At 72.8% G+C, this 26,892-nt stretch carries 22 protein-coding genes; 11 read left to right on the top strand and 11 right to left on the bottom strand.

Translation table 11 applies throughout. The features are described from left to right. The first annotated feature begins 304 nt into the window (after positions 1-304). Together AB0G17_RS23260 and AB0G17_RS23265 are read left to right on the top strand one after the other, a co-directional pair. On the top strand, positions 305-1,357 hold the full coding sequence (locus AB0G17_RS23260; protein WP_361385926.1) for an SIS domain-containing protein: 1,053 nt from the start codon (positions 305-307) through the stop codon (positions 1,355-1,357). Between the two features lie 54 nt (positions 1,358-1,411). Then, positions 1,412-1,558: a hypothetical protein gene (locus tag AB0G17_RS23265; protein ID WP_361385929.1), complete on the top strand. Its 147-nt coding sequence runs from the start codon at positions 1,412-1,414 to the stop codon at positions 1,556-1,558. Here AB0G17_RS23265 and AB0G17_RS23270 read toward each other — a convergent pair. After that, the gene (locus AB0G17_RS23270; protein ID WP_361385932.1) at positions 1,531-4,248 is read right to left on the bottom strand and encodes a GH92 family glycosyl hydrolase; all 2,718 of its coding nucleotides are present in this window, start codon (positions 4,246-4,248) and stop codon (positions 1,531-1,533) included. The two genes, AB0G17_RS23265 and AB0G17_RS23270, sit on opposite strands and share 28 nt — an antisense overlap. A gap of 351 nt (positions 4,249-4,599) precedes the next feature. Between AB0G17_RS23270 and AB0G17_RS23275 the strand changes: the two genes are divergently transcribed. Next, on the top strand, positions 4,600-5,598 hold the full coding sequence (locus tag AB0G17_RS23275) for a LacI family DNA-binding transcriptional regulator (protein ID WP_361385935.1): 999 nt from the start codon (positions 4,600-4,602) through the stop codon (positions 5,596-5,598). 22 nt (positions 5,599-5,620) lie between these two features. Here the strand turns inward: AB0G17_RS23275 and AB0G17_RS23280 are convergent, their stop codons facing one another. The 3 genes from AB0G17_RS23280 to AB0G17_RS23290 form a co-directional block, all read right to left on the bottom strand. Then, a complete protein-coding gene (locus AB0G17_RS23280) occupies positions 5,621-5,887 on the bottom strand; it encodes a hypothetical protein (RefSeq protein ID WP_361385938.1) in 267 nt (88 codons plus the stop codon). A 114-nt stretch (positions 5,888-6,001) separates the two neighbouring features. Then, positions 6,002-6,391 carry a hypothetical protein gene (locus AB0G17_RS23285; protein ID WP_361385941.1) on the bottom strand — a complete coding sequence of 130 codons (390 nt, stop codon included), beginning with the start codon at positions 6,389-6,391 and terminating at the stop codon, positions 6,002-6,004. Positions 6,392-6,715: 324 nt separating this feature from the next. Further along, positions 6,716-7,633, bottom strand: coding sequence for a MurR/RpiR family transcriptional regulator (locus AB0G17_RS23290; RefSeq protein ID WP_361385944.1), 918 nt, complete (start codon positions 7,631-7,633; stop codon positions 6,716-6,718). Between the two features lie 350 nt (positions 7,634-7,983). Between AB0G17_RS23290 and AB0G17_RS23295 the strand changes: the two genes are divergently transcribed. Beyond that, a complete protein-coding gene (locus tag AB0G17_RS23295) occupies positions 7,984-8,151 on the top strand; it encodes a hypothetical protein (RefSeq protein ID WP_361385947.1) in 168 nt (55 codons plus the stop codon). 132 nt (positions 8,152-8,283) lie between these two features. Here AB0G17_RS23295 and AB0G17_RS23300 read toward each other — a convergent pair whose 3' ends face one another. From AB0G17_RS23300 to AB0G17_RS23315, 4 genes are all read right to left on the bottom strand, one after another. Beyond that, positions 8,284-10,317: a glycoside hydrolase gene (locus AB0G17_RS23300; protein WP_361385950.1), complete on the bottom strand. Its 2,034-nt coding sequence runs from the start codon at positions 10,315-10,317 to the stop codon at positions 8,284-8,286. Between the two features lie 114 nt (positions 10,318-10,431). Next, the gene (locus AB0G17_RS23305) at positions 10,432-11,238 is read right to left on the bottom strand and encodes an endonuclease/exonuclease/phosphatase family protein (RefSeq protein ID WP_361385953.1); all 807 of its coding nucleotides are present in this window, start codon (positions 11,236-11,238) and stop codon (positions 10,432-10,434) included. A 336-nt stretch (positions 11,239-11,574) separates the two neighbouring features. Further along, positions 11,575-13,359 carry a S8 family serine peptidase gene (locus AB0G17_RS23310; RefSeq protein ID WP_361385956.1) on the bottom strand — a complete coding sequence of 595 codons (1,785 nt, stop codon included), beginning with the start codon at positions 13,357-13,359 and terminating at the stop codon, positions 11,575-11,577. A gap of 211 nt (positions 13,360-13,570) precedes the next feature. Continuing rightward, positions 13,571-13,960, bottom strand: a complete 390-nt coding sequence (locus tag AB0G17_RS23315) for a cupin domain-containing protein (RefSeq protein ID WP_361385959.1) — start codon at positions 13,958-13,960, stop codon at positions 13,571-13,573. 52 nt (positions 13,961-14,012) lie between these two features. On the opposite strand from AB0G17_RS23315, the gene AB0G17_RS23320 reads away from it, so the two are divergent. Beyond that, a complete protein-coding gene (locus tag AB0G17_RS23320; protein ID WP_361385962.1) occupies positions 14,013-15,035 on the top strand; it encodes a helix-turn-helix domain-containing protein in 1,023 nt (340 codons plus the stop codon). A 542-nt stretch (positions 15,036-15,577) separates the two neighbouring features. Further along, positions 15,578-16,417 carry a hypothetical protein gene (locus AB0G17_RS23325; RefSeq protein WP_361385965.1) on the top strand — a complete coding sequence of 280 codons (840 nt, stop codon included), beginning with the start codon at positions 15,578-15,580 and terminating at the stop codon, positions 16,415-16,417. 33 nt (positions 16,418-16,450) lie between these two features. On the opposite strand, the gene AB0G17_RS23330 is transcribed toward AB0G17_RS23325, so the two are convergent. Next, on the bottom strand, positions 16,451-17,962 hold the full coding sequence (locus tag AB0G17_RS23330; protein ID WP_361385968.1) for an alpha/beta hydrolase: 1,512 nt from the start codon (positions 17,960-17,962) through the stop codon (positions 16,451-16,453). 90 nt (positions 17,963-18,052) lie between these two features. After that, positions 18,053-18,547: a hypothetical protein gene (locus AB0G17_RS23335; protein ID WP_361385971.1), complete on the bottom strand. Its 495-nt coding sequence runs from the start codon at positions 18,545-18,547 to the stop codon at positions 18,053-18,055. 288 nt (positions 18,548-18,835) lie between these two features. Here AB0G17_RS23335 and AB0G17_RS23340 point away from each other — a divergent pair, with 288 nt between their 5' ends. The 3 genes from AB0G17_RS23340 (at position 18,836) to AB0G17_RS23350 (ending at position 22,977) form a co-directional block, all read left to right on the top strand. Next, positions 18,836-20,248 (top strand): amidase, encoded by a 1,413-nt coding sequence (locus AB0G17_RS23340; protein ID WP_361385977.1) that lies wholly within the window; start codon positions 18,836-18,838, stop codon positions 20,246-20,248. Between the two features lie 30 nt (positions 20,249-20,278). Next, positions 20,279-21,343, top strand: a complete 1,065-nt coding sequence (locus AB0G17_RS23345) for an SDR family NAD(P)-dependent oxidoreductase (protein WP_361385980.1) — start codon at positions 20,279-20,281, stop codon at positions 21,341-21,343. A 242-nt stretch (positions 21,344-21,585) separates the two neighbouring features. Further along, positions 21,586-22,977: a hypothetical protein gene (locus tag AB0G17_RS23350; RefSeq protein ID WP_361385983.1), complete on the top strand. Its 1,392-nt coding sequence runs from the start codon at positions 21,586-21,588 to the stop codon at positions 22,975-22,977. Positions 22,978-23,078: 101 nt separating this feature from the next. On the opposite strand, the gene AB0G17_RS23355 is transcribed toward AB0G17_RS23350, so the two are convergent. Then, the gene (locus AB0G17_RS23355; protein WP_361385986.1) at positions 23,079-23,405 is read right to left on the bottom strand and encodes a cupin domain-containing protein; all 327 of its coding nucleotides are present in this window, start codon (positions 23,403-23,405) and stop codon (positions 23,079-23,081) included. A gap of 71 nt (positions 23,406-23,476) precedes the next feature. Between AB0G17_RS23355 and AB0G17_RS23360 the strand changes: the two genes are divergently transcribed. After that, on the top strand, positions 23,477-24,460 hold the full coding sequence (locus AB0G17_RS23360; RefSeq protein ID WP_361385989.1) for a helix-turn-helix domain-containing protein: 984 nt from the start codon (positions 23,477-23,479) through the stop codon (positions 24,458-24,460). A gap of 118 nt (positions 24,461-24,578) precedes the next feature. Then, a complete protein-coding gene (locus AB0G17_RS23365) occupies positions 24,579-26,879 on the top strand; it encodes a SpoIIE family protein phosphatase (protein ID WP_361385992.1) in 2,301 nt (766 codons plus the stop codon). Positions 26,880-26,892 lie beyond the last annotated feature (13 nt).

Raw genomic sequence — 26,892 nt, forward strand, 5'->3', positions numbered from 1 at the left:
CCGGGCCGTCCCCCGCCTCTTCGGAGCGGGGGACGGCCCGTGTACGTGGCGGACACCTGGCACCCGGCCGGACGGCGGTCACACGGCGCCGAGCGCCGTGGACCCCGGCGCGCCGTCGTTGCGGATGAGGCGCCTGTGGTCACGGCGGACACGTCCGCCACCGTGCGCTCCCCGGGCGCCATTCCCCCGGTCGCCACTTCGCAGGATGATCCTGCCTTCAACGTCCTACGCGCCCGGTTCGTCCGCCTTCTGTCCCCCGCTCCGCGCTCCCGCCGTCACGCCGGGGCGCACGAAAGGACTCCTCATGTCCGGAACGCGAATCACCTTCCTCGACGGCCAGGCCGGCCAGCCGCAGGCTCTGGAGCGCGTGATCGCCCATGTGCGGCGGCAGTTGGACGGTCCCGTCGGTGACCGGCTGCGGGGCGTCGAGCGCCCGCTCCTCGCCGGCATCGGTGCCTCGTACGCGGCCCTCGCCCTGCCCGTCGAGGTGCTGCGCGGCCACGGTGTACCGGCCCAGCGGGTCCTCGCCAGCGAGATCGAGGACGGCCTGGCCGGCTTCGAGACCGATCTGCTCATCGGCGTGTCGCAGAGCGGCCGCAGCTCCGAGACGATCGCGGCGTTCCGCGCGGCGCGCGACGTTCCCACCCTCGCCGTCCTCAACGTCACCCCCTCCTCCCTCGGCGCCCTCGCCGGGCTCACCGTCGACCTGGGCAACGAGCCCGACTCCTGCGCCTCCACGGTCGGCTTCACCGGTACGGTCGTCGCCCTCGACCTGATCGCCGGGGTGATCGCGGGCCGCGCGGGGGACGCCTGGGACGGCGTCGCCGAACAGGCCCGGACCGTACGGACTCGCGCGGCCCACGCCGTCGCCTCGCTGCGGGTCCGCGCCGCGCGGTGCGCCGCCGCCGACTGCGTCGCCTCCGGGGCCTCCCGGGTCGCCGCCGAGGAGGCGGCGCTGCTGCTGCGCGAGGTGCCCCGGATGCCGGCGGCGGCCTCGGTCACCCGCAACTACCTGCACGGCGAAATGGAGTCGGCGGGCAACACGCTGCACCTGGTCTTCGGCTGCGGCCGCGAGGTCGCGCTCGCCCGCTCCCTGTCCGCCGCGGGCCATCTGACCCTGCTGGTGACGACCGCGCGGGTCGAGGAGTCCGAGAACCTCGCCGTCGTCCGGCTGCCCGACACCGCGCCGAGCGCCCGGGTCGTCCTGGAGACGGTCGTGACACAGGAGCTGGTGGCGGCGCTGAGCGACGAACGGAAGGTACCCATCGAGTCGATCGTCTTCATCAACGACGACACCAAGGAAGGCGGCGTCGTCGTCGCGGACTTCGAGCGCGGCGCACCCGTCGCGGTCCTCTGACACATCTCCGCTTTCGGCGGTGGAGGGGCGAGACATCCCCCTGCCCTCGGTGTCATGAGGATCGCGTACGACACGCCCACCCGTGCCCGGCTCGGGGCGGCCACGGCCGTGGCCGCCCTCCTCGTGCCGGCGGCCGCCGCCCGCCAACTCCCCGCCCGGGCCGGGCCCGTGCGTCAGGTGCCGTACACCTCCAGCTCGTAGATACGGGCCGCGCTGTTCGACGTGTTGGCCGGGCTTGTGATCATCAGCCGGACGTAGCGGGCCGTGCGGGCGGAGACGGGGTGGTAGGTGCGGCTGGAGCGCGAGCCGGTGACCGTGGCCGCCGTGGTCCACGAGGAGCCGTCGGCGCTGATCTGGATCTGGAAGCCACCGGTGTTCCAGCCGGTGTTCTCACCGCCGAGACCGGCGTGCTTGACGACGAACGACGACACGGTCCTGGCCGATCCGAGATCCACCCGGAGCGAGGGGCTGCTCGCGGCCGAGCACCACTTGCTGTTGTTCTTGAGCGAGCCGTCCACCGCCTTGTCGGGCGACTCAGTCGCGGCGCACACCGCCGATCCGGTCGCCGCCGCGCCCCGGGCGAGGTCGGCGCCGAGCTCGGGCGCGGCCGGTACGGGAGTGGCACCGTCCTGGAAGGAGGGCGGCACGTCCAAGGCGCCGGTGCCCCAAGTGGCGCTGGGGGCCGTGCCCATGGTGTACGTGAGGGTGGCACCGGCCGCGAGGTCCGGATAGCGCAGATAGCTGTGGCTGGTGGGACTGCCGTTGACACCGAGCCCCTGCACATACGGACCGGAGCCGGAGGTGTTGATGGTGATGTTGCCGGCCGCGCGCTGGATGAGGACGGAGGGGAACTGCGGGCCGTGCAGCGCGAGCGTGTCCGCGCCGGGCGTGGCCGGATACATGCCGAGCGCCGCCCACACGTACCAGGCGGAGGTGGCGCCGAGGTCGTCGTTGCCGGGCAGGCCGCCCGCGCCGGTGGTGAAGGACTCGGCCATCACCTTGCGGACCGCGTCCGAGGCACCGGCCGGGTGGCGGGCGTAGTTGTACGCCCACGGCACACCGTGCTCGGGCTCGTTGCCGATGTAGTAGTAGGGCCTGCTCTGACCGGCGTTGACCTCGGTGAAGTGGTGGTCCAGGCGCTGCACGGCGGTCTGCCGGCCACCCATCGAGTTGATCAGGTCGGCGAAGTCGTACGGGACCATCCAGGTGTACTGGGAGGCGTTGCCCTCGGTGAAGGTGGACTGGCTCGCCGGGTCGAGCGGCCAGGTCCAGGAGCCGTCGGTCCTGCGCTGCTGCACGTAGGACGACTCCTGGCTGAACGTGTTGCGCCACCACTGCGCGCGGCTCATGTGGGTGGTGTAACTGGAGGTGTTGCCGAGCGCCTTGGCGAACTGGGCGACCGCGAAGTCGGACGCGGAGTACTCGAGCGAGTCGGAGGGGTCGTCGAGATAGTGCAGGTTCGTGTACGTCGACTGGCGGCCACGGATCGCGCTGCCCTGGGCGGTGCCGCCGTTGGACGCCTTCTCCATCAGGGCGAGCGCCGCGCTCGTGTCGAAGTCGCGCGCCCCGAACGCGTACAGACTGGCGACGATGATCGGACCCGGGTCGCCCGTCATCACGAAGTCCTCGTTGGTCTGCTGCGACCACTTCGGCAGCAGCCCGCCCTGCTGTCCGTCCAGGACCATCGACTTGGCGATGTCACTGGCCTCGGTGGGCGCGATCAGCCCTATCAGCGCCGCCCAGGAGCGGTAGATGTCCCAGCCGGAGTAGTTCTGGTACACCGGCCGGGCCGAGTGGTGCACGGCGTTGTCGAAGCCCCGGTAGTCGCCGTTCACATCGCTGGAGACGTTGGGGCTCTGCAGGACGTGGTAGAGCGAGGTGTAGAACTTCTGCCGCTCCGCGGTGCTGCCGCCGGAGACCTGGAGCCGGTTGAGCATCTGGTTCCAGGAGCCGTCGGCCGCCGTACGGACCGCGCCGAAGTCCCAGCCGCCGTTCTCCGCCGCCACATTGGCCTGGGCGCCCGCGACGCTCACGTACGACAGGCCCACCTTGAACTGGACCGTGGTGTTGCCGGTGGTGTCGAAGGTGACGTACGCGCCGGTGTTGGTGCCCGACGCGTTCGCCGAGCCGTCCGTGACGGTGGCGCCCGACCAGGTGCCGAAGCCGGTCGGGGTCCGGTCGAAGCGGATGTCGAAGTAGATCTGGTACGTCTTGGACGAGCCGCAGAACCCGCCGGCGGTCACGCTGCCCGTCAGCTCGTCGCCGCTGACGTGCACGGTTCCGGCGCGGCTGCCGGTCGCGCTGCGGCCCGTGGCGACCAGCAGACGGGAGGCATTGGAGGCGGGGTAGGTCAGCTTGCCCATTCCGGTGCGGGTGGTCGCGGACAGTTCGACGTCGGTGGCGTAGCGGTCCAGGCGGGTCTTGTAGTAGCCGGGCCGGGCCACCTCGTTCGCCTTGGCGTAGCCGGACGCGTAGCCGGTCCAGTTGGAGCCCGGTGAGGTGCCGAGTGCTCCGGTGACCGGCAGCAGCGGCAGGTCCTCGTTGTTGGCGCACCCGGCGCCGTCGAAGTGGCTGAGGCTGAAGTCCTCGACGGAGGCGTCCTTGTAGCGGTAGCCGGACGGGGAGGCGGTGGGGGTGTCCGGGCCGAACTGCACGCCGCCGAAGGGCACTACGGCGCCGGGGTAGGTGCTGCCCCCGGCGCCGCCCGGCACGGGGTTGGGGGCATTGCTGTCGTCGGTGCCGATGAATGGGTCGACGTACTGGGTCAGCGGCAGCACCGCCGCGTGGGCGGCAGGCGCCGAGGCGAGGCCGACGAGGCCCGAGGCGGCCAGGGCGAGGACGCTCAACGCCGCCGCGTACCGGGAGCGGAGCGGGGATCTGGAAGGGTGCACGGATCGGAGCACGAGGGGGGACCACCTTCTCGCGGAGGCCCGCTCGCCGTCCGGCGGGCTGCCTCGGGGACGGGGATGCTCGGAGTGCGGGTGAGGGGTGGGCGTGTGAACGTTACCAGTCAACTCAGGATTGTTGAGGTGTTCCTGACGACTCGTCAAGGGCCCGGGACGTGAACGAGCCCCGATCCGGCCATTGAGGATGGGAACGTTACCAAGCCGGGCGCGCGCCGAAGCCCAGGCCGCACCAGCCGCACCAAGGTCCCCTCATCCGGCCTGACATGCGGCGCCTTCTGCAATCATCGACGTATCGCCGTGCCCGCCCCCAAGGGGGATCAGCCGCTGAGGAGGCCCGTGAAGCGCCCGACGATGAAGGACGTGGCCCGCGCCGCCGGGGTAAGCCCCATGACCGTGTCGCGGGCGGTCTCGGGCGAGCCGGGCGTCTCCCCCGGGACGGCCGCCCGAGTCGAGCAGGCCGTACGGCAGTTGGGATACCAGCGCAACGACAACGCCCGCAACCTACGGCGCAAGAGCCCCGGCACGTCCACGATCGGGCTCGTCGTCGACGACCTGGCCAACCCGTTCTACGCGCTGATGGCCCGATCGGTGGAGGACGAGGCGCACCGGCGCGGCTGTCTCGTCCTCGTCGGCAGCACCAACGACGAGCCGCGCCGCGAACGCGAGGTCATAGCGGCCTTCACCGCCCGCCAGGTGGACGGCCTCCTGCTGGTCCCCACCATCGGCGGCCACGGCTTCCTCAAACAGCCGATGGAGGGCGGCACGCGCGTCGTCTGCGTGGACCGGCCCGCCAAGGGCCTGGCCGTCGACACCGTCACGGTCGACAACCGCGCGGGCGCGGAGCGGGCCGTACGCCATCTGCTCACGCAGGGCCACACCCGTATCGCCTACCTCGGCGACCGGTTCGGCATCTGGACCCAGCGCGAGCGCCACGCCGGCTACCTCGACGCGCTGGCCGCGCACGGCATGTCCGAGGACCCCGCGCTCGTACGGCACGATCTGCGCAGCCGGGCGGACGCGGCGGCGGCGCTGGCCGCGCTGCGAGCCCTGGACCGGCCGCCCACCGCGCTGTTCACCACCAACGACGTGATCACCATGGGGGTGATGGGCACGCTCGGGCCCGCCGACCGCGTCGCCGTCGTCGGCTTCGACGACTTCCCGCTCGCCGACCGACTCAGCCCCCCGCTCAGCGTGGTCAGCCAGGATCCGGTCGCGCTCGGCGCCACCGCCGCCCATCTGCTGTTCTCCCGGATCGACGGCGACCGCTCGGCGCCCCGGTCCGTGGTGCTGCTGACCCGGCTGATCGTGCGCGGGCCGGGACAGCAGGGCTCCTGACGCCCCGGCGGGCCTCACGCGGTCAGGGCGTGTCGCCCGCCCAGTCCCAGTGCCGCGGATCCCCTGGCCTCGGGCCGTACCAGGCGCGGCCGCCCGGACCGTGGGAGCCGATCTCCGTGGCGAGCGCGGCGCCTTCGCGCAGCTGCCCGTCGGTCCAGCCGGTGACGTCGAGCAGCAGCCCGTCCAGCGGGCCCGCCACCAACTCGCGGTAGACACGCCCCGGTCGCGGCCCGGGGTCCGGATCGTCGTGGTCGGCCCCGTAGACCCGGCGCCGTATCAGCTCGTCCATACCCGCCAGCGTGCCATCCACCACTGACAACGCCGGGTGCGGGCGGGGTGCCCCGGGTACGCCACCCGGAGTGCGGGCATGCGCACGCCACCGGGGCGGGAGCCCGGCCGGGAGCTACGGCCTGCGGTGGGCCGGGTGGTCGCCCGCCAACGCGTCCGTCACCAGGCGCACCCCGCGGGCGAGGCGGCCGAGCTGGTCCAGTTCCGTCGCGTACATCCGGATGGTGTTCTCGATGACCGCCTCCGCCACGCCCAGCGTGGGCAGCTCGGCGCGGCTGGTCTGGAGGGCCACCCGGACCGCGCGCATCTCGTGCTGGAGCTGGAGCTGTGCGTGCCGGGCGAGGATGACGTGGTGGCGGGTCAGCGGGGAGTAGCCGGCGTAGCGGGCCGGCAGCAGGTCGCGCAGCCAGCGGGTGGCGGTGCGTTCCCAGTCCCGCGTGCCGGGTTCCTTGACCTGACAGGGCCAGTCCGGGCTGAGCGCGATGGTGGGGGCCGTGTGGGGCATTCTCGTCGCTTCCGAAGTTGTCGAACTCTGATCGAGAGGTGGGAGGGGGCGGCCCCGGCCTAGGGGTTGGCCAGGGCCGCCCGTGGGCGTCCGCCCGGATCCGAAAGCCTGGATCGGACCTCCGGCTGACGCGAGGAGGGGGGCGTCACGTCGGCTGTCCGCTCTGGGAGGGCGTGGGGAAGCGCCTTCCTTGGCATCTGGGGGATCGGGGGGATCGCCACCGCCTCAGTAAACATATATACCGTTGAGTAAACAAGGGTATGAAAAAATTCATGCACCCGTAAGGTGTGAAGATCCCGGGGAGCCCGGCGGGCGAATCGGGACCTAGAGGAAGAAACCGTGCTGGTCAGCGGCCTGCTCGTACTCCTCGAGCCGCGCCTGTGTCCGCTCCGGATCGGCGTCCGCCATCGCCTGGAGGAGAGCCGCGGCGAGCATGCTCGGTGCCGCGTACGAGTCGAAGACCAGCCGGGACCCGGTGCCCGCGGTCAGGGCCACATCGGCCTCGTCGACCAGCGGCCCCAGCGTGGTGTCCGTGATCAGCGCGATGCGCAGCCCCGCACTGCGGGCCGCCCGCAGCGCGGCCAGGGTCTCCTTGGCGTGCCGGGGCATGGCGAAGGCCAGCACCCAGGTGCCGCCCGCCGAGCGGGACTGCAGCAGCGCGTCGTAGGCGACGCTGCCGCCGCGCGTCACCAGCCGCACATCGGGGTGGATGCGCCGGGCCGCGTACGCGAAGTACTCCGCGAGGGAGACGGAGATCCGCAGTCCGAGGACGGTCAGCGGCACCGAGTGGGCCAGTTCGCGGCCGATCTCCAGCACCTGGTTGGTGTTGGCGACCAGCCTGCGCACGTTCTCCAGGTTCTCGATCTCGGCGTCCACCGCCGCCTGCAGCTCGTTGTGCCGGATCTCCTCGCGGGTCTCCGGCGACCCCGCGACCGCGCTCAGGGCGATCGGCTGGAGCACGTCCCGCAGGGCGGGATAGCCGCTGTACCCGAGGGAGACGGCGAAGCGGGTCACGGACGGCTGGCTCACCCCGGCCCGCTCCGCGAGCTCGGTGATCGAGAGGAACACGGCCTCGGTGAGGTGATCGATCAGGTACTGGGCGATGCGCCGCTGCCCCGGGGAGAGGCGGTGGCCGTCGAAGAGGGCGCGCACCCGGTCCGCCGCGGGGCGCTCGTGGTCCGATGCCTGCCCGCTCGGCGTGATCGCGGCCGCCTGGGCGCGTGCCTTCTGCCCCGATGACACCGGCGGGCCTCCTTCTCATGCCATGTGTGTTCAAAACATAGCTCACCGCCGCGGCGGCCCGGCGCCCGTGCCACCGGTGGCGCCGGGCGCATGCGAGACCGCGTCCCGGGGGTTGGCGCCTTGCTGGGGGCAGGCCCCACCCCGGGGGCGACCTCTGGAGGCCGGTGCGACGCAGCCGACGGGCCGACCGTCCCCCGGTGGACCGGCCACGCCCCGAATGGGCCCCGCTGGGCACCACGACGAGCGCCGTCGCGGCCGTGTGAGCGACCGCGGTGCTCAACCGCCCTTCCGCACCGCCTAAAATCGTGCCGCCGGCGGGACTCGCCGGCGGCCAGGAGGGACAGCGCGCGGTGAACAGCGACAGTGACGTACCGATCTACGCCCAGCTCATACGGGAACGGGGTGACGTCCCTGGCGACGTGCGCCGGGAGGCCGAGCAGATCCAGCGGAGCCTGGAACGGGTGATCATGCCGTTCCGTTCGGGCCTGCCGGCGCCGACGTCCGGGTTCTTCCGCTGACGAAACCGGCGAAGTGAGCGGCGATCTCGTCGCTCATCCACCTGAGCCTGAGCTGATTGCTCATCAACTCTCACCTTATGTCCGCCACTTGCCGCTGTGATGGGCTGCCATACCGCAGGGTGTGTCAGAGGGTCAGCGGATCACCTTCTTCGGGCACAGCACCCTCGGCTGCCCGTCGCCCTTGAGCTTCGCGCTCACGCAGCCGGCCGGGACACCGTGGGACGCGGTCGCGCCGAAGTTGGCGGTGACGGTCAGCACGCCGTCCCCGAAGACGGTGCGCTGCACGGCGCGGTCGGCGGTCAGCCAGCGGAAGGACGTCAGCCGCTGCGTGCCGGCCTTCTCGTGGAGCGGGGCGAAGTACCTCTGCAGGGCTGCCAGTTCGGGCCCGTCCTGCTTCAGGGTCGGCCCGTCGAGGACGTAGTTCAGCGGGATGTTGTAGAGCATCGCCAGCATCGCGCGGGTCTGCTTCTGCTGCGGCAGTTTGCCGAAGGACAGCTCCCAGCGCTCGACGTTGACCACTGAGCCGTGCAGGGCGGTCTCGTACAGCGGGATGCGGTACTTGGGGTCGTACATCTCCCGGGCGAGGTCGGTGGGCAGGTCGACCGGCTTGAAGAAGGTCTTCGGCGCCTTCTCCGGTGCGTATCCGCCCCACACCTCCTTGGTGCGCTGCAGCGCCCACAGGCCGTTGCCGACCGGGGTGGCCGAGCCGTGGTTGAAGGCGACGACCTGGTTGGCCCACGCTCCGGCCGACTCGGAGCCGAGGACGAGCCCGCCGTCCTGGAGGCGCTTCATCCGGGCGAGGCGGTGGGCACGGTCCTGGGCCTTGGTCATCCGGTGCCGGGGGCTGTGGTCCCGGAAGAGGTCTCCGGCCGCGTCGACGTCGAGGAAGTAGCTGTCGGATCCGTTGGCGACCGTCCGGCGCGTGCGGTCGGCGAGGTAGTGCTCGCGCGGCTCGGCCTGCTCGAACGCCTGCGAGCTGAGGTAGCAGCCCCGGTTGCCGAACCCCGTCTCCGGCTTGCCCTTCGCGTCGATCACGCAGTAGTCGGGGTAGACGCGGCCGGGCCACGCCGAGCTCGGCGAGTCGGCGGTGGCGGCGTCCTGCCCGTTGGCGAAGGAGTCGTACGGCCCGACGAGGTAGCCGTTCTTCCTGGCGGCGCTCACGGCCTCGGCGCTCATGGGGTCGTTTCCGGCGTCGTAGCCGAGCCACATCCGGCTCACGCCCAGCTTGCGCAGCTCCGCCATGCCCTGCGGCGTACGCGCGTCGCCCCACAGATAGGCGTGGAAGGCGCCGAGCAGTTTGCCGTCGGCCGGATTGGCCTTGATCTTGTCGCGCAGACTGCCGAGGCGTCCGTGCTCGGAGAGCCAGTCGCGGTAGTCGACGGCGGGGGCGACCGGGTTCCCGTCGGTGAGGGCGAAGGTGACGGTGTACGAACGGGTGTCCTCGCCCCCGTCGAAGGTGTGGGTGGCCGTGCCGCGCAGCCGGCCGTGGTCGGAGGCGAACCCGAGTGAGGTGCCGATGTCGGTGGGGACGAGATAGCTCGCGCCGCGCTTGCCGTACGTATAGCCCCACATCGGCATGGTGAGGGCGCCGGAGCCCAGGTCCATCGGCTCACCGGTGAGTCCACGCTCGGGCGCGCTCCAGAACGCGTCGCGCACGGGGATGTTCAGACCCTCGCCGCGCGGGAGCTGCAGGTCGGAGGCGGACGCGTCGCTGCCGGTGACCGGCCACCGCACCTCCCCGTCCCGCCGCGCGGCCATGCTCACGCGCAGCCGCCCGTGTTCCGCGACGGCCGTGACCGTCAGCTCCTTGGCGGGGTACGTCCAGCGGGCTCCCCCGCGGATCTCGGTGACCGGGCCCGGCCGGCCGAGGTCGGTCGCGGCCGGGGCGGACAGCTCCAGCTCTCCCCCGGACGCCGGGCGCGCCCGTACGGCGAGTGACGCGGTGTCGATGACGGCGGTGCCGCCCCGGACGGGAACGGAGACCTCGCCGTTCCCGGTACGGGTGGCGGGGGCCTCGGCGCCGGCCGCGGAGGTGCACCCGGCGAGCGCGGCGAGGGCGAGGGTGACGGCGAGGCCGTGCACGGCGGCGCGGCCCCGGGTGCGGCCGGGGGTCCGGCCGTCGGTCCGGCTGTGCGTCCCGCTCTGGGACGAGGAAATTGATCTCATGCGTCGTGAATAGTCGTGAACCATAAGAGGGTTCTAAGAGTCCCGGTGCAAACCGCACGGCGACAGCGATCCGCGCGCCCTGGAGCGGCTCGTCGCCGCCGCGGCGGCCATGCCCTAGGGAAGGGTGACGTCGACGCTCACCGGCAGGTGGTCGGAGGCGTCGCTCTCGATGACGTCCGCCTGCTGGGCGACGATGCCGGACGAGGTGAGTACGTAGTCGATGCGCTTGCGCGGGCTGCGGGCGTCGAAGGTGTAGCCGGCGCCCTGCCCGACCGCGCGCCACGCGTCGCGGAGGTGCCGGGTCAGGACGCGGACCTCGCGGGTGCCCGGAGTGGCGTTGAGGTCGCCCACCAGTACGGTGGGACGGCTGGAGCCCTCGATGACGCTGTTGATCGCGCCGGCCTGGGCGAGGCGCTCTGTCTGCGAGGTGTGCTCCAGGTGGGTGGTCAGGACGCGCACCGCCGTGCCGTCCACGTTGATGTCGGCCTCCAGCAGGCCGCGTTGCTCGCCCCCGCGCGGGCGGGGCAGCCGGGTGTTGTGGGCCTCGACGACGGGGAAACGCGACAGGATCGCGGTCCCGTACTCGCGCCGTGGCGCCCCGGACCGCGGCGGGCCGAGGTTGAGGTTGGCCCCGTAGACCACGTGCATGCCGAGGCGGTCGGCGAGCCAGGCCGCCTGGTCCACGAAGTCGCTGCGCGCGTCGTAGTGCCGGTCGACCTCCTGGAGGCCGATGACGTCGGCGCCGCTGTCCTTCACGACGCGGGCCACCCGGTCGAGGGCGAGGGCGTCGTCGCCGCCCTCGCCGTGGTGGATGTTGTAGGTCAGCACGGTCAGGGTCTGACGTGCGGCCGCCGACGACGTCGGCGCGGCGGCCATCGAGATGAGCATCAGGACGAGAGCCAGTGCGGACCTGGCGCACACACGGATCACTGAACACCTCTGTCTTCTTCGAACGTCTGCTGAGGACGTCTTGGACCGTCGGGCGACATCGGTGAGGACGGGGACGGGGACTGCGGCTGCGGTACCGGCTTGGGGGGCTTGTTGTCTAACTCCCCACTTACCGAGCAAAGTTGACAAAAACCATCCGATTGGATGGAAGTTCGTCCCACATGACGCGCCCCCGCTTCCGGTGCGGTGACATAACGACGCCCGGGCGTCCGCTCCCTGCGGGGTGCGGACGCCCGGGCTTTTCGCAACAGCCTCCTCAGAAGGTTCAGAGGCTCACAAGGCCCAGAAGGCCCAGCAGGTTCAGCAGGTTCAGAACGTGAGGTTCCAGCTGTCGATACGGCCGGTGTCGCCGCCCGCGTTGTCGTTCACGCGCAGCTTCCAGGTGCCGTTGGCCACCCGTGCGGAGGCGTCGACGGTGTACGTCTGGTGGATGTCGTCCGCGCTGCCGCCGGTGTGGTTGTGCAGGGTGTACACGGTGCCGTCGGGGGCGACGAGGTCGACCTTCAGGTCACCGATGTAGGTGTGCACGATGTTCACGCCCACCTTGAGGGTGGCCGGGGCGTTGCCGGTCACGCCGGTGACCGTCAACGGGCTCTCCACGGTGGTGTTGTCGTTCACGGCGACATCAGCCGTGTTCTCGAAGTACTTCCCCGGCGGGGTGGTGGCGCCGACCGCCTTCAGCGCGTCCACCTGGCCCTCGCCGAAGAACGCGTTCTTCGCGGTGGTGCCGGTGCACCGGCTGTCCGACGGGCAGGCGACGTCGTTGGCCTGGACGGCCAGCTTGTCGCGGAGCTGGGCCGGGGTGATGCCCGGGTTGGTGCTCGCCAGCAGCGCGGCCACGCCGACGACGTGCGGCGACGCCATCGACGTACCGCTCTTGGTGCCGTACTTGCCGCCTGGCAGGGTGGAGTAGACACCGTTGGAGCCGTCGCCGCCCGGGGCCGCGACGTCGATGACGCCGTTGCCGAAGTTGGAGTAGGACGCCTTCACGTTGCCGCTGCCCATCGCCGAGACGGTGACGACGCCCGGCAGCTCGGTCGGGATGTCGAGGCAGGCGTTGGTGATGCGGCGGGTGGTCGGGGTCGAGTCGTTGGGGCTCTCGGTGTCGGTCGTCTTGTTCGCCAGGTCGTAGTTGGAGTTGCCCGCGGCGGCCACCTGGAGGGAGCCCTTGCCCTCCGCGTACTCCTGGGCGCGGCGGACGCCCTCGATGATGGCGGCCTGGTCCACGTTGTCCGGGCAGTTGAACTGCCAGGGGTCGGTGTAGTAGCTGTTGTTGGTGACCTTGAAGCCGTGGTCACCGGCCCACACCAGACCGCAGACGGTGTTCTCGGCGTAGAAGAGCGTGGAGCCCGGCTCGGCGAGGCGGACCGAGGCCACCTTCACTCCCGGCGCGACGCCGACGACGCCCTTGCCGTTCTTGGCGGCGGCGATGGTACCGGCGACGTGCGTGCCGTGGCTGTCCACGTCGCGCCAGGCACCGGTGCGGGTGTCCGGCTTGCCGTAGGCGCAGGAGACCGAGTCGGCGGCGTCGAAGTTGGCCGCCAGGTCCTGGTGCTGGTCGTCCACGCCGGTGTCGAGGATGCCCACCTTCACCGAGGCGGATCCGGTGGAGACGGCCCAGGCCTGGTCGGCCTTGATCTGGCTCATGTCCCAGCGGACCGGCTCGCCGGCCGGGGTGGTCGACTGCGCGGGGTTGTTCGGCAGCGCCGGGTCGTAGGCGTCGGCCGGGACGTCCGCGGTGCGGGTGGCGCCCACCTGCTGGACTCCGCCGACGCCCCGCATGGTGGTGGCGAAGGTGCTGGAGGCGGAGTGGGCGACGATGACGCCGATCGCGTCGAAGTACGAGAAGACCGTGCCGCCGTTGGCGGTGACGGCCGAGCGCACCGCCGAGGTGTCACCGGGAGCGGTGATGACCAGGTAGGCGCGGGTACCGGCGGCCCAGGCCGCGCTGCGGGCCGGGGCGTTGGCGGCCGCGTGGGCCGGGGCGGCGGCCGGGGCGACCGGCTGGGTGCTCGCGAGGGCGGGAGCCGCGAAGGTCAGCGCGGCTCCGAGGGCGGCGGCCCCGGCCAGGAGGCGTCGGGAGCGTCTGGACATACGGGGTATGGGGGGTATCAATGCGTCCTCCGATGACCCGGCAGGTACGGGTGGCACCTGCCGGGTCGTACGAAACGAGTGGTGGACGCAAGATGTCAGATGATCAGCCGGGGAGGGAAGTACCTTTCACCGTAGGGGTGTTCCGGCGGGGCGGGTGAAACGTGCCGGAAACATGATCGTTGCCGACACCGCCGCTGAGGGAACCCGGCGGTCAGAGCGTGTGCCCGGTCGTCGCGTCCACATGGGCGGGCACCTCGTCGTGGCGGTCGCCGACCGTGAGGGTGCCACTGGGCTCGAAGAGGAGGATCGAGGCACCGGACGGCGCCGACGGCTTGTGCTCGGTGCCGCGCGGCACGGTGAAGACCGAGCCGGTGGCCAGGGTCACGGTCCGCTCCCCGTCGGCCTCCCGCAGGGCGATGCTCAACTCCCCGTCGAGCACCAGGAAGAACTCGTCGGTGTGGTCGTGGACGTGCCAGAGGTGCTCGCCCTCGACCTTGGCGACGCGTACGTCGTAGTCGTTGACGCCGGTGACGATGCGGGGGCTCCAGAGGGCGTCGAAGGAGGCCAGGGCCTGGTTCAGGGCGATGGGGTCGTTGCTCATGAGCTCATCCTGGGCCGTGGTGTTCCACGGCCGTGAGTGCTAGAAATCGCACATGCCGCAAGATTCCTCGCACGCGACCCGCGCAGCACACACCCACCGGGTCGTCGTGATCGTCGACGAGAACTCCAACCCCTTCGAGCTGGGCTGTGTCACCGAGGTGTTCGGGCTGCGCAGGCCCGAACTCGGCCGTGAGCTCTACGACTTCGCCCTGTGCGCCCCCGATCCGCACACCTTGATGCGGGACGGTTTCTTCACGCTGACGGGCGTCGCCGGGCTGGACGCGGCCGACACCGCCGACACCCTGATCGTGCCCAACCGGCCGGACACCGACGTGCCCCGGCGCCCCGCCGTCCTCGACGCCGTCCGGCGGGCGCACGCACGCGGCGCCCGCCTGGTGGGGATGTGCAGCGGTGCCTTCACCCTGGCCGAGGCGGGGGTGCTCGACGGGCGGCGCGCCACCGCGCACTGGCAGTGGGCCGACTCGTTCCGGGCCCGCTTCCCCTCGGTCGACCTGCGGCCGGACGTGCTGTTCGTGGATGACGGGGACATCCTCACCTCGGCCGGCAGCGCCGCCGCCCTCGACCTCGGACTGCACCTGGTCCGCCGCGACCACGGCGCCGAGGTGGCCAACTCGGTGAGCCGTCGGCTGGTCTTCGCCGCCCACCGGGACGGCGGGCAGCGGCAGTTCGTGGAGCGGCCCGTCCCTGACACCCCGGACGAATCGCTCGCGCCGGTGCTCGCCTGGGCCCAGGAACGGCTCGGCGACCCCCTCACGGTCGCCGACATCGCCACCCGCGCGGCCGTCAGCCCCGCCACCCTGCATCGCCGCTTCCGCGTCCAGCTGGGCACCACACCGCTGGCCTGGCTCACCGGCGAGCGGATCGCCCTCGCCTGCCGCCTCATCGAACGCGGTGAGCAGCGGCTCGACGTGGTCGCGCGGCGCAGCGGACTGGGCACCGCCGCCAATCTGCGCGCCCGGCTGCGCCGTGAGACGGGCCTGAGCCCGTCGGCGTACCGTCGGCGCTTCGGCCCGGAAAGCCCGGAAAGCCCGGAACCGGCGCTCGCGCCACGCTGACCTCACGAGCGGTCGGCGGCCGGGGTCGTACAGGGGACATACGAGGGGCGTACGGGGGGGGCGAACGGCGGGGGTACGGCGGGCATACGGCCCACACCTCCGGCCGCTTCGCCGTTACGACGACGCCCGCGGCGAGGGCGGCCACCGCGCCGCCCAGGGCTATGAGGCCGCATACGGAGTAGTCGCCCGCGGGGGTTCGCCGCCGCCGGGCGGGTTTGACGGATAGTGGAGGCACGCCTCGGCGCCCCACCGCAGGCGACCCGCAGGCCCACAGGTCCGCAGGCCCGCAACAAGCACGTCGTGTGCCCAGAGGAGCGGTCATGGTCCGTCATCCCCCACCCCACGAGGAGCAGCGTCCGGGGCCCCTCGGGCGCCGGGCGCTGTTGCTGGGGACGGCCGCCTGGTGCGCCTGTGCCACGGGCTGCTCAGACGGTACGAAGACCCCGCAGACCACCGGCACCCCGTCGAGCCGCGTAGTACGGAAGCCGTCCACACCCACGCCAACTCCAGCCCCCAGCAGGGAGGTTGGCACGACGGCGGCCTTGCCCTCACCCGTCCCCTGGCGGCCGGGTCCCAACGAGGTCACCCCCGCCGCCAAGACCGCCGCCGTACGTCTCGTCGAAGCGCTCGGGACTTGGCAGGCCGGGCAGGGCGGTGCGCGCGGGGCGGCGGACCGGGCCGCCGCACTCGGCATCCCCGCCGCCTCGGCGACCCAACTCGCCGCCGAGGCAGGGCCGTTGACGCCCTCGGCGGACGAGGCGGTGGTCCGGGTGATCGACGCCCAGTACGGCGGGATCCTGTCCGACTCGGCGAGCGTGCTCGTCGTGTGCGAACAGAGCACGCGGACCGGCACGTCCGTCCAGCATGGCGGAACCACCGTCGACGTGCGGCTCAGCCGTGCCCCGTCGGGCTGGCGGGTCACCTCCCTGCACCCCGCCGACCCGGGCCCCGCCGGTCCCCTCAGCGCCTCGGCGAAGGCGGTGCTCGCCCAGTCCCGGATCGAGCTGCCGCCCGCCTCCGCCGCCGACGTCCGCAGCGGAAAGGTGCACGAGAGCGTGCTGCGGGCGATGCTCCGGCTCGCGGGTGACCACCGGCTGTCGGTGAGCGTCGTCCGCTCGGGGCACCCACTCGACGTGTTCGGTACGAACCGCCCCAGCGACCATCCGCCGGGGCGGGCCTTCGACGTCTGGCGCATCGACGGGCACCCGGTGGTCGACCCGGCGACCTCACGTGGGCTGATCACCGGTTTCATGCGCGCCGCGGCCGCGGCGGGCTCGTACAACGTCGGCGGACCGGTCCAGCTGTCGGGCGGTGCGACCGCGAACCAGTTCTTCTCCGACGCCACCCACCACGACCACGTGCACATCGGGTTCACCGCCTGACACACCCGCCGTACGGCCTTGCGTGGCGGGCGGTCAGCTCGCGCAGTACGTGTCCCGCTCCGGACGCACGCCCGCGGTGAGGAACGTGGTGACCGCACGGTCGCCGCACGCGTTGCCGTTGTCCAGGTACATCCCGTGGCCGCCGTGGTCGACGGTGACCAGGCGGGCCCGGTCGCCCCACGCCGCACGCATCTTCAGAGCGCCGAAGTACGGCGTCGCGGGGTCCCGCAGGCCCTGGATCATCAGGATGTTGGACGGGCCCTCGTCGGTGATCCGGACAGGCTTCTCGGCCGGCGCGTCCTTCATGAAGGTGCAGGGCAGAACGTTGACGGGGCTGCCCGCCGTGAGCGGGTGGCGGATCCGGTCGGCCGCGACGGCCCGCTCGTACGAGGGGACCGACTTCGGCCAGCTCATGTCATTGCAGAGCACCCCCACGACGCCCGCGGCCTCCTGGTCGCTCATCGGCTCGGCGAGCGGGGCGGGCAGGACCGGAGTCGCGGCGGGGTCCTGGGCCGCCTTGATGAGCCGCGCCAGCATGGGGAAGGAGCCGTCCGAGTAGAGGGCCATCTGGAGTGCCTGGCGCAGTTGGTTGCCGGTGAGCGGGACGCCCTCCTTGGCCGTCTTCCTCGGCTCCACGTCCAGCTTCGCCGCCAGCGCGATGACCAACGGCCGTACGTCCTGGGCGTGTTCGGCCAGCCGCAGCCCCTTGGTCTCCCGGGCCGGGTCGGAGGCCCAGGCCGCGAAGTCCGGGAAGCGGATGTCGGCCGCCGGTGCCATGTTGGCCAGCCAGCCGCGCTCGACGCGGCCCGGGTCGGGGTCGCCGTTGCTGTCGAGCACCCAGCGGTCCGTGTGCTGCGGGAAGAGCTGCGCGTACACCGCTCCCACGTAGGTGCCGTACGAGACGCCGTACGCCGACAGTTTGCGCTCGCCGAGCGCCTGGCGGAAGCGGTCGATGTCACGGGCCTCGTTGCGGGAGGTGAAGCTGCGCAGCACCGCGCCGCCGTTGCGCCGGCAGGCGTCGGCGACGCGGCGGGACCTGGCGATGTTCTCGCTGATGTCGCCGCCGGGGCCGGGCCAGGACCGGAGGTTCACCATCATGCGGTCGTCGTCGGAGAGTGCGCAGCTCGCCGTGGTGCTGGCGCCCACGCCGCGCGGGTCGAAGCTGACGAGGTCGTAGGCGCCTCCCGTCTCCTCGCGCAGCGCGGCCCCCTGCTCGGCCAGCTGTCGCAGCCCGGACCCTCCCGGCCCGCCGGGGATGACCAGCAGCGCCCCGCGCCGCTTCTCCGGGTTCGCGCTGCGCAGCCGGGACACGGCGAGCGTGAGGCTCGGGCCGTGCGGGTCGTCGTAGTCACGCGGCACGGGCAGCGTGGCACACTCCCGACCGGTCCTGGCGGTGTCGTCGGCGCAGGGTTTCCAGTCGAGTACAGGCGCCTCGGCGCTGCCGGAGCGGGCCTGGGCCGCCGGGACGGCGGTGGCGGTCAGGGCCGTGGTGGCGGCCGCGAGGGAGAGGGCGATCGCGAGGCCTCTGTGGCGGTAAGTGGTCATGGGACAAGGGTGGTTGAGCGATACGCGCGATCCCATCCGGCAGGCACGACGGCCGGGGTGGGGGTATCCCCCCGGGCGCACACCCCCGCGTCACTCGGTGGTGTGTTTGTGGAGCGCCTCAAGGTAGAACCGGTCGCGGTCCGGCACGCGGTTGTCCCGGCCCGGCATGCCGAACACCGCACAGACGTCGGCGGGCCGGGTCCAGATACTCGACTGCTCGTCGAAGGTCAGGAGGCTGTTGACCTCGTGGTGGCAGCCCGCCTCGTCGAGCGCGGCGAACAGGTCCTCGCGCGGCACGGTCGCCTCGTGCGGCCCGGCGTCCGGCAGGACGAGGGGCGGCATCGAGACCGTCGAGCCCGGCCAGAGCCGGATCCAGATGCCACTGACCAGGCGTCGGGTGACGACGAGCTCCAGGTCGCCCCAGGCGTACGGATAGCCGTCGGTGTCCGGGCCCTTCATCCGGATGACCGGATGGGGCCGCCCGGGGCCGAGCAGCTCCTCGGCCTCGGTGAGGGGTATGCCGCAGTGGAGCGGCCCGATGCGGCCGGTCGTGGCGAAGTCGACGAGGAGGGGGAGCAGGGTCACGCGGGTGACTATGGCAGCCGACGGGGCGGCCCGCACCCCGCTTTCGCGACGACCCGCCCTGCTCAGGGGCGTCGAAGACGGGTCGTCGAAGACCGGCCTCGAAGGCGGGTCGTCGAAGACGGGTCAGCGCACGCTCTGGTCGCCGGCTCCATCACGGCGGTGACGATCCCGGCAGAGCCCCGGGGGACGGTCGGGGCGAAGATCCACGGGTATCGACAGGAGACGCGTGGTTCGTACACAGTGGCCTCTCGCCCGTCGTGACCGAGCCAGCAGCGCCGAGGAGCCGCCGTGACCAAGTGGGCAGGCCGGACCGCCACCGAGATAGCCGAGGCCGTACGGCAGAAGGTGGTCACACCCCGCGAGGTGGTCGCCGACCATCTGGCCGCGATCGCCGCGCAGAACGGCCGGGTCGGCGCGTTCCGCGTGGTGCGCGCCACGGCCGCCCTGGCGGAGGCGGACGCGGTCGGGGCGCGCACGGACCTGTCCCGGCTGCCGCTGGCCGGAGTTCCCGTCGCCGTCAAGGACAACCTCCCCGTACGGGGAGAGTCCACCCGCAACGGCTCCGCGGCCACCCCGGCGACCCTCGCGGCCGAGGACCACGTCACCGTCGCCCGGCTGCGGGCGGCGGGCGCGGTGGTGGTGGGGCTCACGCACGTACCGGAGTTGTGTGTCTTCGGGACCACGGACGGGGTCCACGGGATCGCCCGCAACCCCTGGGATCCGTCGCGTACGGCGGGCGGCTCCTCCGGGGGCAGCGCGGCCGCGGTCGCGGCGGGGCTGGTGCCGCTCGCGCTCGGCAACGACGGCATGGGCTCGCTGCGGATCCCGGCGGCGCACTGCGGTCTGATCGGCCTCAAGCCGGGCACCGGACGGGTGCCCGCCGGACTCGGCGGTGCCTGGTTCGGGATGTCGGAGAACGGCCCGCTGGCGACGACGGCGGCAGACGCACGGCTGATGTTCTCGGTGCTCGCGGGCGAGACGGATGAGAGGGGCGACACGGACGAGGCGGGCGAGACACGGCCCGGCGCCGACGAGTCGGCCGATCCGCCGCGCGCCCTCAGGATCGCGGTTTCCACGCGCAGCCCGATCGCCGGAGTGCGCGTCGGCGGCGCGTACGCCTCGCTCGCCCGCCAGGCGGCCCGGGCGCTGGTGGAGGCCGGGCACCGGGTGTCGGCCGCCCATCCGCCCTATCCCCTCACCTTCGGCACGGTCATCCTCGCCCGCTGGACGGGAGGCACCGCGCAGGACGCCGAGGGGCTCGACCCGCGCCTGCTCACCCCGCGCACCCGGCGGCACGCGGCGATCGGGCGGGCCGCCGGGCGGCTCGGGATGCTGCGCGCGGATCACCGAGGTGCGCTCAACAAGCGGCTCGCGCCCTTCTTCGAGGAGTACGACGTCCTGCTCACGCCCGCGCTGGCCCGGCGCGGCCCGGCGGCCGACGCCTGGCACGAGCGTGGCTGGTGGGCCAACGTCCTGGTCAACACCGCCTGTTCGCCGATGACTCCGCCGTGGAACCTCTCCGGCCACCCCGCCCTCGCGATGCCGTTCGGCTCGCTGCCGACGGGCCTGCCCGGCTCCGTCCAGCTCGTTGGCCGTCCCGGCTCGGAGCTCCAACTCCTCGCCGTCGTGGGGCAGTTGGAGCAGGCACGTCCCTGGACGCGCACCGCGCCGGCTCCACCCGTCAGGGCCGTGCTTGACTGAGAGCGCACTCCAATTCGTAGCTTCTCCGGCATGACGACGCGCACGACATCTGACACGACCGACACGACTCGAACGACTACTCCTCAGCACAGGATCGGATCCGGGCACGGACCCCGCAGCACCGCACAGGAGGTGCTGGAGGGCATCGACCTCACGGGGAAGCTCGCCCTCGTCACCGGCGGCTACTCGGGCCTCGGCCTGGAGACGACCCGGGCGCTGGCAGCGGCCGGGGCCCATGTGGTGGTGCCCGCACGGCGGCGCGCCGCCGCCCAGGAGGCACTGGCGGGCCTCACCGGCGCCGACGGCGGTGTCGGGCCCGGCGTCGAGGTCGACACCCTGGACCTCTCCGACCTCGACAGCGTCCGCGCCTTCGCCGACCGCTTCCTCGCATCGGGCCGGGGCATCGACCTCATGGTGAACAACGCCGGGGTGATGGCCTGCCCCGAAACCCGGGTCGGGCCGGGCTGGGAGGCGCAGTTCGCGACCAACCACCTCGGCCACTTCGCGCTGGTCAACCACCTCTGGCCGGCGCTGGCGGCGGGCGGGGCGCGGGTGGTGGCGGTGTCCTCGCGGGGCCACCAGCTCTCCGGCATCCGCTGGGACGACGTGCACTTCGCCCGGGGCTACGACAAGTGGCTGGCGTACGGGCAGGCCAAGACGGCCAACGTGCTCTTCGCCGTCCACCTCGACGCCTTGGGACGGGACGCAGGGGTGCGGGCGTTCGCGCTGCACCCCGGCGAGATCCTGACGCCCCTCACGCGCCACGTCCCGCGCGAGGAGATGCTCGACGCGGGGTGGGTCGACGAGGAGGGCAACGTGGCCGACTCGTTCAAGACGCCGGAGCAGGGTGCGGCCACCCAGGTCTGGGCGGCGACCTCGCCCCGACTGGCGGGCCTGGGCGGTGTCTACTGCGAGGACTGCGACATCGCGGAGCCCGCGGGCCCGGGTGACGACGGCCCCGCCGACGGCGAAGTGCCGCGCGATGAACTCACCACCGGTGTCAGCGCGCACGCGACGGACCCCGCACAGGCCGCACGGCTGTGGCGGCTCTCCGCCGAGCTGACCGGGGTCGACGCGTTCGCCGAGAACGCCTGACGCAGGAGTGGGGGCGGTTGGGGGCTGCTCCCGGCACCCCGAACCGCCCCACCGACGTATGCGCCGCCCCCACCCCACGTGAATGCCGCTCCCACCCACGTAAATGAAGCTTCAACCGTCCTGTGTCACAGGCGAGTTGGCGGGCAGTCAAGGTGACTGGCACCGGGCGCACATGGCATGATCGGCCTTCGCGTTACTCCCAAGTAACGACCCCCCTCCTCCCATCCGAAGGTCACATCCACGTGCGCACGTTCACCACACGCCTCCTGGTGCCCGGCCTGGCCGCCCTGGCCCTCGCCGCCACCGGCTGCTCCTCGACCGGGCACAGCAGCGCGGCGCAGCCGGGCAGCACCGCCACCACCGCGGCGGCCGCCGACGACACGCAGCAGCTCGACGTGGCCGCGGCGCCGCAGGAGGCGTCCGCGCCGACGGCCGTGGCCCGCACCCGTACGGGCAAGGGCCGGCCGGAGAAGTCCTCGCTGAAGGTCGCCTCCTACGACAAGACGAGCCGACGGGCCGTCATATCCACGGCCCCGCAGGGGCACAGCAGCGCGCCCAGCCACTCCCCCGCACCCGACAAGCCCGTCGCGGTCGGCGACGTCATCGCCAGCGCTCCGGCGCCGGGTGCCCCCAACGGCCTGCTCGCCAAGGTCACCGAGGTCGTCGGGAAGACCGACCGCGGCACCGAGGTGAAGACCGCCTCCACCACGCTGGCTTCGGTCCTCAAGGACGACAAGGCCGACGGCAAGGTCCCGGTCGACCCGTCCTCGGTGAAGGTCGAGCCCCTGATGAAGGGCGTCACCTTCTCCTGGGCCAAGGGCAAGGGCCTCACCTTCGGGCCCAAGGGCGCCAAGCTGCCTCTCGGCAATCTGCGCCTGGACGTGAACGCCGCGGTGGACACCGCCAAGGACGCCCCGGCTTCCGCCGGCGCCTCGGTCTCCGGCTTCGTCCAGCTCGCCCCCGAGGTGGAGTTCTCGTACGACGGCAGCTCGGGCGGCCTCGCGCCGCGCTCCGCGTTCCTCGGCATGAGCGGCGACTGGTCCTCGCAGTGGGCGCTCAAGGGCCGCGCCGCCGCGAGCACCGGTACGCCCAAGCGCATCCCCTTCGCCAAGCTGCACAGCGCGCCCGTCATCCAGGTCGGCCCGGTCCCCGTCGTCGTCAACCTCGACCTGACCTGCTACGTGCAGGTCGAGGCCGACGGCCACGTCACGCTCGACGTCCAGCAGGACGTCAAGGGCGACTTCCGTGTCGGCGGCAGCTACGCGTCCGGCAAGGGCTGGACCCCGGTCAGCACCTCCGCCGTGCACAGCTCGCCGGTGACGGCCACCGTGGCCGCGGCCGGGCGCGTCAAGGGCGCGCTCGGTGCCGAGGCGTCCGTCGGTCTGTACGGGGCCGTCGGTGTCAGCGCCGACTTCGCCCCCTATGTGCGCGGCGAGGCCGACGCCAAGGCGACCGCGTCCACCGACGGCAAGGTGTCCGTGTCCGGCGCCTGGGCCGTCTACGGCGGCTTCGACCTGAGCGGCCAGCTCCACTTCCAGCTGTCCCTGTTCGGCACGCCGATCATCGAACGCCGCATCCCGCTCGGCGCCCTCCACCGCGAGTGGCCGCTGGCGAGCGGGCACGCGGAGAGCTAGGTCCTGTCCCCACCCCCGAAGAGGGGTGAGTGGGCCGGAAGGCGGGTCGCCTTCCGGCCCACTCGTGTATACGCGTATACGCGCCCGGGGCGCGCGGAGTGTCAGAGCACCGTGATGCCGAGCATCCGCGCGCCGCTCTCGCTGCGCGGCCGGTGGCGGCTGCCGGGCGCGAACACCACGTAGGTACCGGCGGCGTGGCGCTCCTCCCCCTCGATCACCTCCCCGCTGAGCACGTAGTAGCGCTCCTCGGTGGCGTGGACGTCGATCTCGGGCCACTCACTGCCCGGCGCGAAGTCGATCAGCCAGCCGCGCGCGTGCTCGGTGATCCCCACCCTGCGGCGCACGATGCCGGGGGCGACGTCGATCGGCTCCACCTCCTCGACGCGCACGACGGTCTTCAGCGGTCCTGTTCCGGTGATCTCGCTCATGGCACCACTGTGGATCACATCGGATCCGCTCCCCGAGAGTCCAGAAAGACATCTGCGGGTACATTCCTGCCATGGACCGTCACCGTGTCGTGGCCCTGATCAACCCACCGCAGTCGCCCTTCGAACTCGCCTGCGCCGCCGAGGTCTTCGGCGCCGTACGCCCGGATCTCCCCGACGCGTACACCTTCGAGGTGTGCACCGAGCGGCCCGGGCCGGTACCGACCACCGTCGGCTGCCCGATGCTCGTCGAGGCCGGGCTCTGCGCGCTGGAGACGGCGGACACCGTGGTCGTGCCCGGCTGGCAGCCGGTCGACGGGGCCGTGCCGGAGGCCGTCCTGGACGCCCTGCGGGCCGCCCACCGGCGCGGCGCCCGGATCGTGTCCATCTGCACGGGCGCCTTCGTCCTCGCCCGCGCCGGGCTGCTCGACGGCCGCCGCGCCACCACCCACTGGCGCCGCACCGACCAGCTCGCCACCGAGCATCCCGAGGTCGAGGTGGACCCGGACGTCCTGTACGTCGACCACGGCGACGTGGCGACCAGCGCCGGGAGCGGCGCCGGGATCGATCTGTGCCTCCACCTCGTGCGGACCGACCACGGCGCGGCCCACGCCGGCCGGATCGCCCGCAGCATGGTCCTGCCGCCGCACCGCGAGGGCAGCCAACTCCAGTACGCGGCCCCGCCCGTGCCCGCCCGGGCCGCCGACGAGTCACTGGCGCCACTGCTCGAATGGGCCGACGCACGCCTGCACACCCCGCTCACCCTCGACCGGCTCGCCGCACACGCGGGGCTCTCCGGCCGCACCCTGGCCCGGCGCTTCAACGGCCAGCTCGGCGTCAGCCCCGGCCAGTGGCTGCTGCGCCGCCGCATCGACGCGGCGCGGGTCCTCCTGGAGGAGACCGGCCTGCCGGTCGAGGCCATCGCCACGCGCGTCGGCCTCGCCTCCGCCGTCAACCTCCGCCGCCGCTTCCGCGCCGCGCTCGGGACGACACCGGGCGCCTACCGCCGTACGTTCGGGGAGGCACCGGGCGGATCCTCGGCCCGCGCCGCCCCCTGAGCCCCAGGGCTCCGGCGGCCCGGCCACCCGGGCGCCACGCACGAGGTGCGGGCCCCCGGCCCCGTGGCGCATTCTTGCTGTATCACCTACCGCGCGGCGCGCGGACGAGGGCAGACCGATGACTGAGAGCGCCGAGAGCCAGCACTGGGCGCCGGAAAGACTGACCGCACTGCTCACCGGGGCCGTGGCGGAGGCCATGCGCGCCGTCAGCGGCCACGTCGGCGGCGTGTACCTGCGCTCCAGCACGCCCGGGCTGCTGCGGCTCGCCGTGCTCGCGGGACTGCCCGGACCGCTCTTCCGCCCCTGGTGGCGGATGCACGTGGACCGGCCGTTCCCGGTGGCCGACGCCCACCGCCTCGGCGTCGAGATCCAGCTCGCCGACCTCACCGAGACCATGCGCCGCTACCCCCAGCTCGCGGCCGGCCTGCCGTTCCGGTTCGGCTCGGTGTACGTGCCCGTGGTGGGGGCGTCCACGGCGTACGGGGTCCTCACCGTGCTGCGTCCCGCGGCCTGGGACCCGACCTCGGCCCCCCAGGACCGCGACCGCCTCACCGAGGCGGCACAGGCCCTGGGCGCCGCCCTCCACGAACTGGAGGCGGACGGCCCCGAGGTCCTCTGGGACGGCGAGCCGCTGTGCGTACAGCCCCCAGCCAACGGCGCTTCCCCGCGGCACGCGGGCCGCGGCACCCCCGGGGACGGCGCGGCCGATCTGCTCCCCGAGGGCGTGTTCACGCTGGACCGCCTCGGGCTGTTCAGCTACGTCAACCCGCGCGCCGCCCTGCTCCTCGGCCACCCGCCCAGCGAACTGCTCGGGCGGTCCCTGTGGCACGCGGTGCCGTGGCTGGAGCAGCCCACGTACGAGGACCATCTGCGCGGCGCGCTGCTGTCGAGGGACCCCGTGCACTTCCAGGTCAGACGCCCGCCGGCACCCGGTGAGGGGCCGGGGTCCGGGGAGCGGTACGGCGACGGCGACCGGTTCTCGCTGTCCGTCTACCCGGGCCCCGACGGGCTGACGTTCACGGCGGTCCCGCTGGGCCGGGAGGCGGAGGCCGCCAAGGCCGCCCCCCTCCCCGGCGGGACCGACCACGACGGGCACGAGCGCGACGACCCCCCGTTCGACCCGCTGGCGACCCCGGCGGCGCTCGCGGACGTCCCGGCCGCATCCGCCGCGCGGGCCGGCGGGGCGGACTCGCTCTACCCCCCGGTCTTCCTCGCCCTGGCGCTGAGCGAGGCGGTCACCGCCCGCCAGGTCTCCGCCGTGGTGATGCAGGAGCTCCTGCCGGCGTTCGGCGGCCGGCGCCTGGCCATCTATCTCCTCCAGGACCGCCACCTCTACCTGGCCTGGGAGAGCGGCTTCCCCAAGGGCTTCCTCGACCCCTTCGACGGCGTCGCGCTGGACGTGCGGCTGCCCGGTGTCGAGACGCTCACCAGCGGCCGTCCGCTCTTCTTCGAGTCCATGGAGCAGCTCTCGGCGGCCTACCCCGGCATCCCCCTCGACGCCGAGGAGGGCGCCCGCGCCTTCCTGCCGCTGATCGCCTCCGGGCGGCCGGTCGGCTCCTGCATCCTCGGCTTCGACCGGCCGCGCGGGTTCAGCCCGCAGGAGCGCACAGTCCTCACCGCGCTCGCCGGGCTCATCGCCCAGGCCCTGGAGCGGGCCCAGCGCTACGACACCGAGGCCGCCCTCGCCCGCGGCCTCCAGGCGGCCCTGCTCCCCCACCGCCTTCCCGTACATCCCCAGGTGGAGACGGCGGGACGGTATCTGCCCGGCACCCAGGGCATGGACGTGGGCGGCGACTGGTACGACGTCGTCGAAGCCGGGGACGGCCTCGCCCTGGTCATCGGCGACGTCCAGGGACACGGGGTGCAGGCCGCGGCCACCATGGGGCAACTGCGCAGCGCGGTAAGGGCCTTCGCGCTCGGCGGGCATCCGCCCGAGGAGGTCATGAGCGGTACCAACCGGCTGCTCATCGACCTCGACCCGGGCCAGTTCGCCAGCTGCTGCTACATCAGGCTCGACCCGCTCACCGGCGCCGCCCGGGCCGCCCGCGCCGGACATCCGCAGCCGCTGCTGCGCCACCCCGACGGCCGCACCGAGGTCCTGGACCTGCCCGGCGGCGTGGTGCTGGGGGTGGCCCCGGACGCCGTGTACCCGGTGGTGGACCTGCGGCTGGAGCCGGGTGCGGTGCTCGCGCTGTACACCGACGGGATGGTGGAGCGGCCTGGCACGGACATCGACGAGGGTGTCGAACGGCTCCGCGCGGCCCTGTCCCGCGCCGCCACCCCCACCCGCCGCACCGGCCCGTCCCTGGGCGGCACCGCGGACCTGCTCATCGAGGAGGCCCGGCAGGCCACCGACCGGCCGGACGACATCGCGCTCCTGCTGACCACGCGCCCCGCCACCCACGCGGACCGGCCGTGACCTTCGCCGCAAA

Origin of the sequence: Streptomyces sp. NPDC023838, from assembly GCF_040639555.1 — a bacterium.
In the GTDB taxonomy this organism is placed as follows: Bacteria; Actinomycetota; Actinomycetes; order Streptomycetales; family Streptomycetaceae; genus Streptomyces.

What these genes read in the sequence shown, in the direction of transcription:
- AB0G17_RS23360 (WP_361385989.1), top strand. Translation starts at nt 23,477, where the DNA reads ATGGACCGTCACCGTGTCGTGGCCCTGATCAACCCACCGCAGTCGCCC.
- AB0G17_RS23330 (WP_361385968.1), bottom strand. Translation starts at nt 17,962, where the DNA reads ATGACCACTTACCGCCACAGAGGCCTCGCGATCGCCCTCTCCCTCGCG.
- AB0G17_RS23320 (WP_361385962.1), top strand. Translation starts at nt 14,013, where the DNA reads ATGCCGCAAGATTCCTCGCACGCGACCCGCGCAGCACACACCCACCGG.
- AB0G17_RS23310 (WP_361385956.1), bottom strand. Translation starts at nt 13,359, where the DNA reads ATGTCCAGACGCTCCCGACGCCTCCTGGCCGGGGCCGCCGCCCTCGGA.
- AB0G17_RS23280 (WP_361385938.1), bottom strand. Translation starts at nt 5,887, where the DNA reads ATGGACGAGCTGATACGGCGCCGGGTCTACGGGGCCGACCACGACGAT.
- AB0G17_RS23365 (WP_361385992.1), top strand. Translation starts at nt 24,579, where the DNA reads ATGACTGAGAGCGCCGAGAGCCAGCACTGGGCGCCGGAAAGACTGACC.
- AB0G17_RS23260 (WP_361385926.1), top strand. Translation starts at nt 305, where the DNA reads ATGTCCGGAACGCGAATCACCTTCCTCGACGGCCAGGCCGGCCAGCCG.
- AB0G17_RS23315 (WP_361385959.1), bottom strand. Translation starts at nt 13,960, where the DNA reads ATGAGCAACGACCCCATCGCCCTGAACCAGGCCCTGGCCTCCTTCGAC.
- AB0G17_RS23285 (WP_361385941.1), bottom strand. Translation starts at nt 6,391, where the DNA reads ATGCCCCACACGGCCCCCACCATCGCGCTCAGCCCGGACTGGCCCTGT.
- AB0G17_RS23355 (WP_361385986.1), bottom strand. Translation starts at nt 23,405, where the DNA reads ATGAGCGAGATCACCGGAACAGGACCGCTGAAGACCGTCGTGCGCGTC.
- AB0G17_RS23345 (WP_361385980.1), top strand. Translation starts at nt 20,279, where the DNA reads ATGACGACGCGCACGACATCTGACACGACCGACACGACTCGAACGACT.
- AB0G17_RS23300 (WP_361385950.1), bottom strand. Translation starts at nt 10,317, where the DNA reads ATGAGATCAATTTCCTCGTCCCAGAGCGGGACGCACAGCCGGACCGAC.
- AB0G17_RS23265 (WP_361385929.1), top strand. Translation starts at nt 1,412, where the DNA reads ATGAGGATCGCGTACGACACGCCCACCCGTGCCCGGCTCGGGGCGGCC.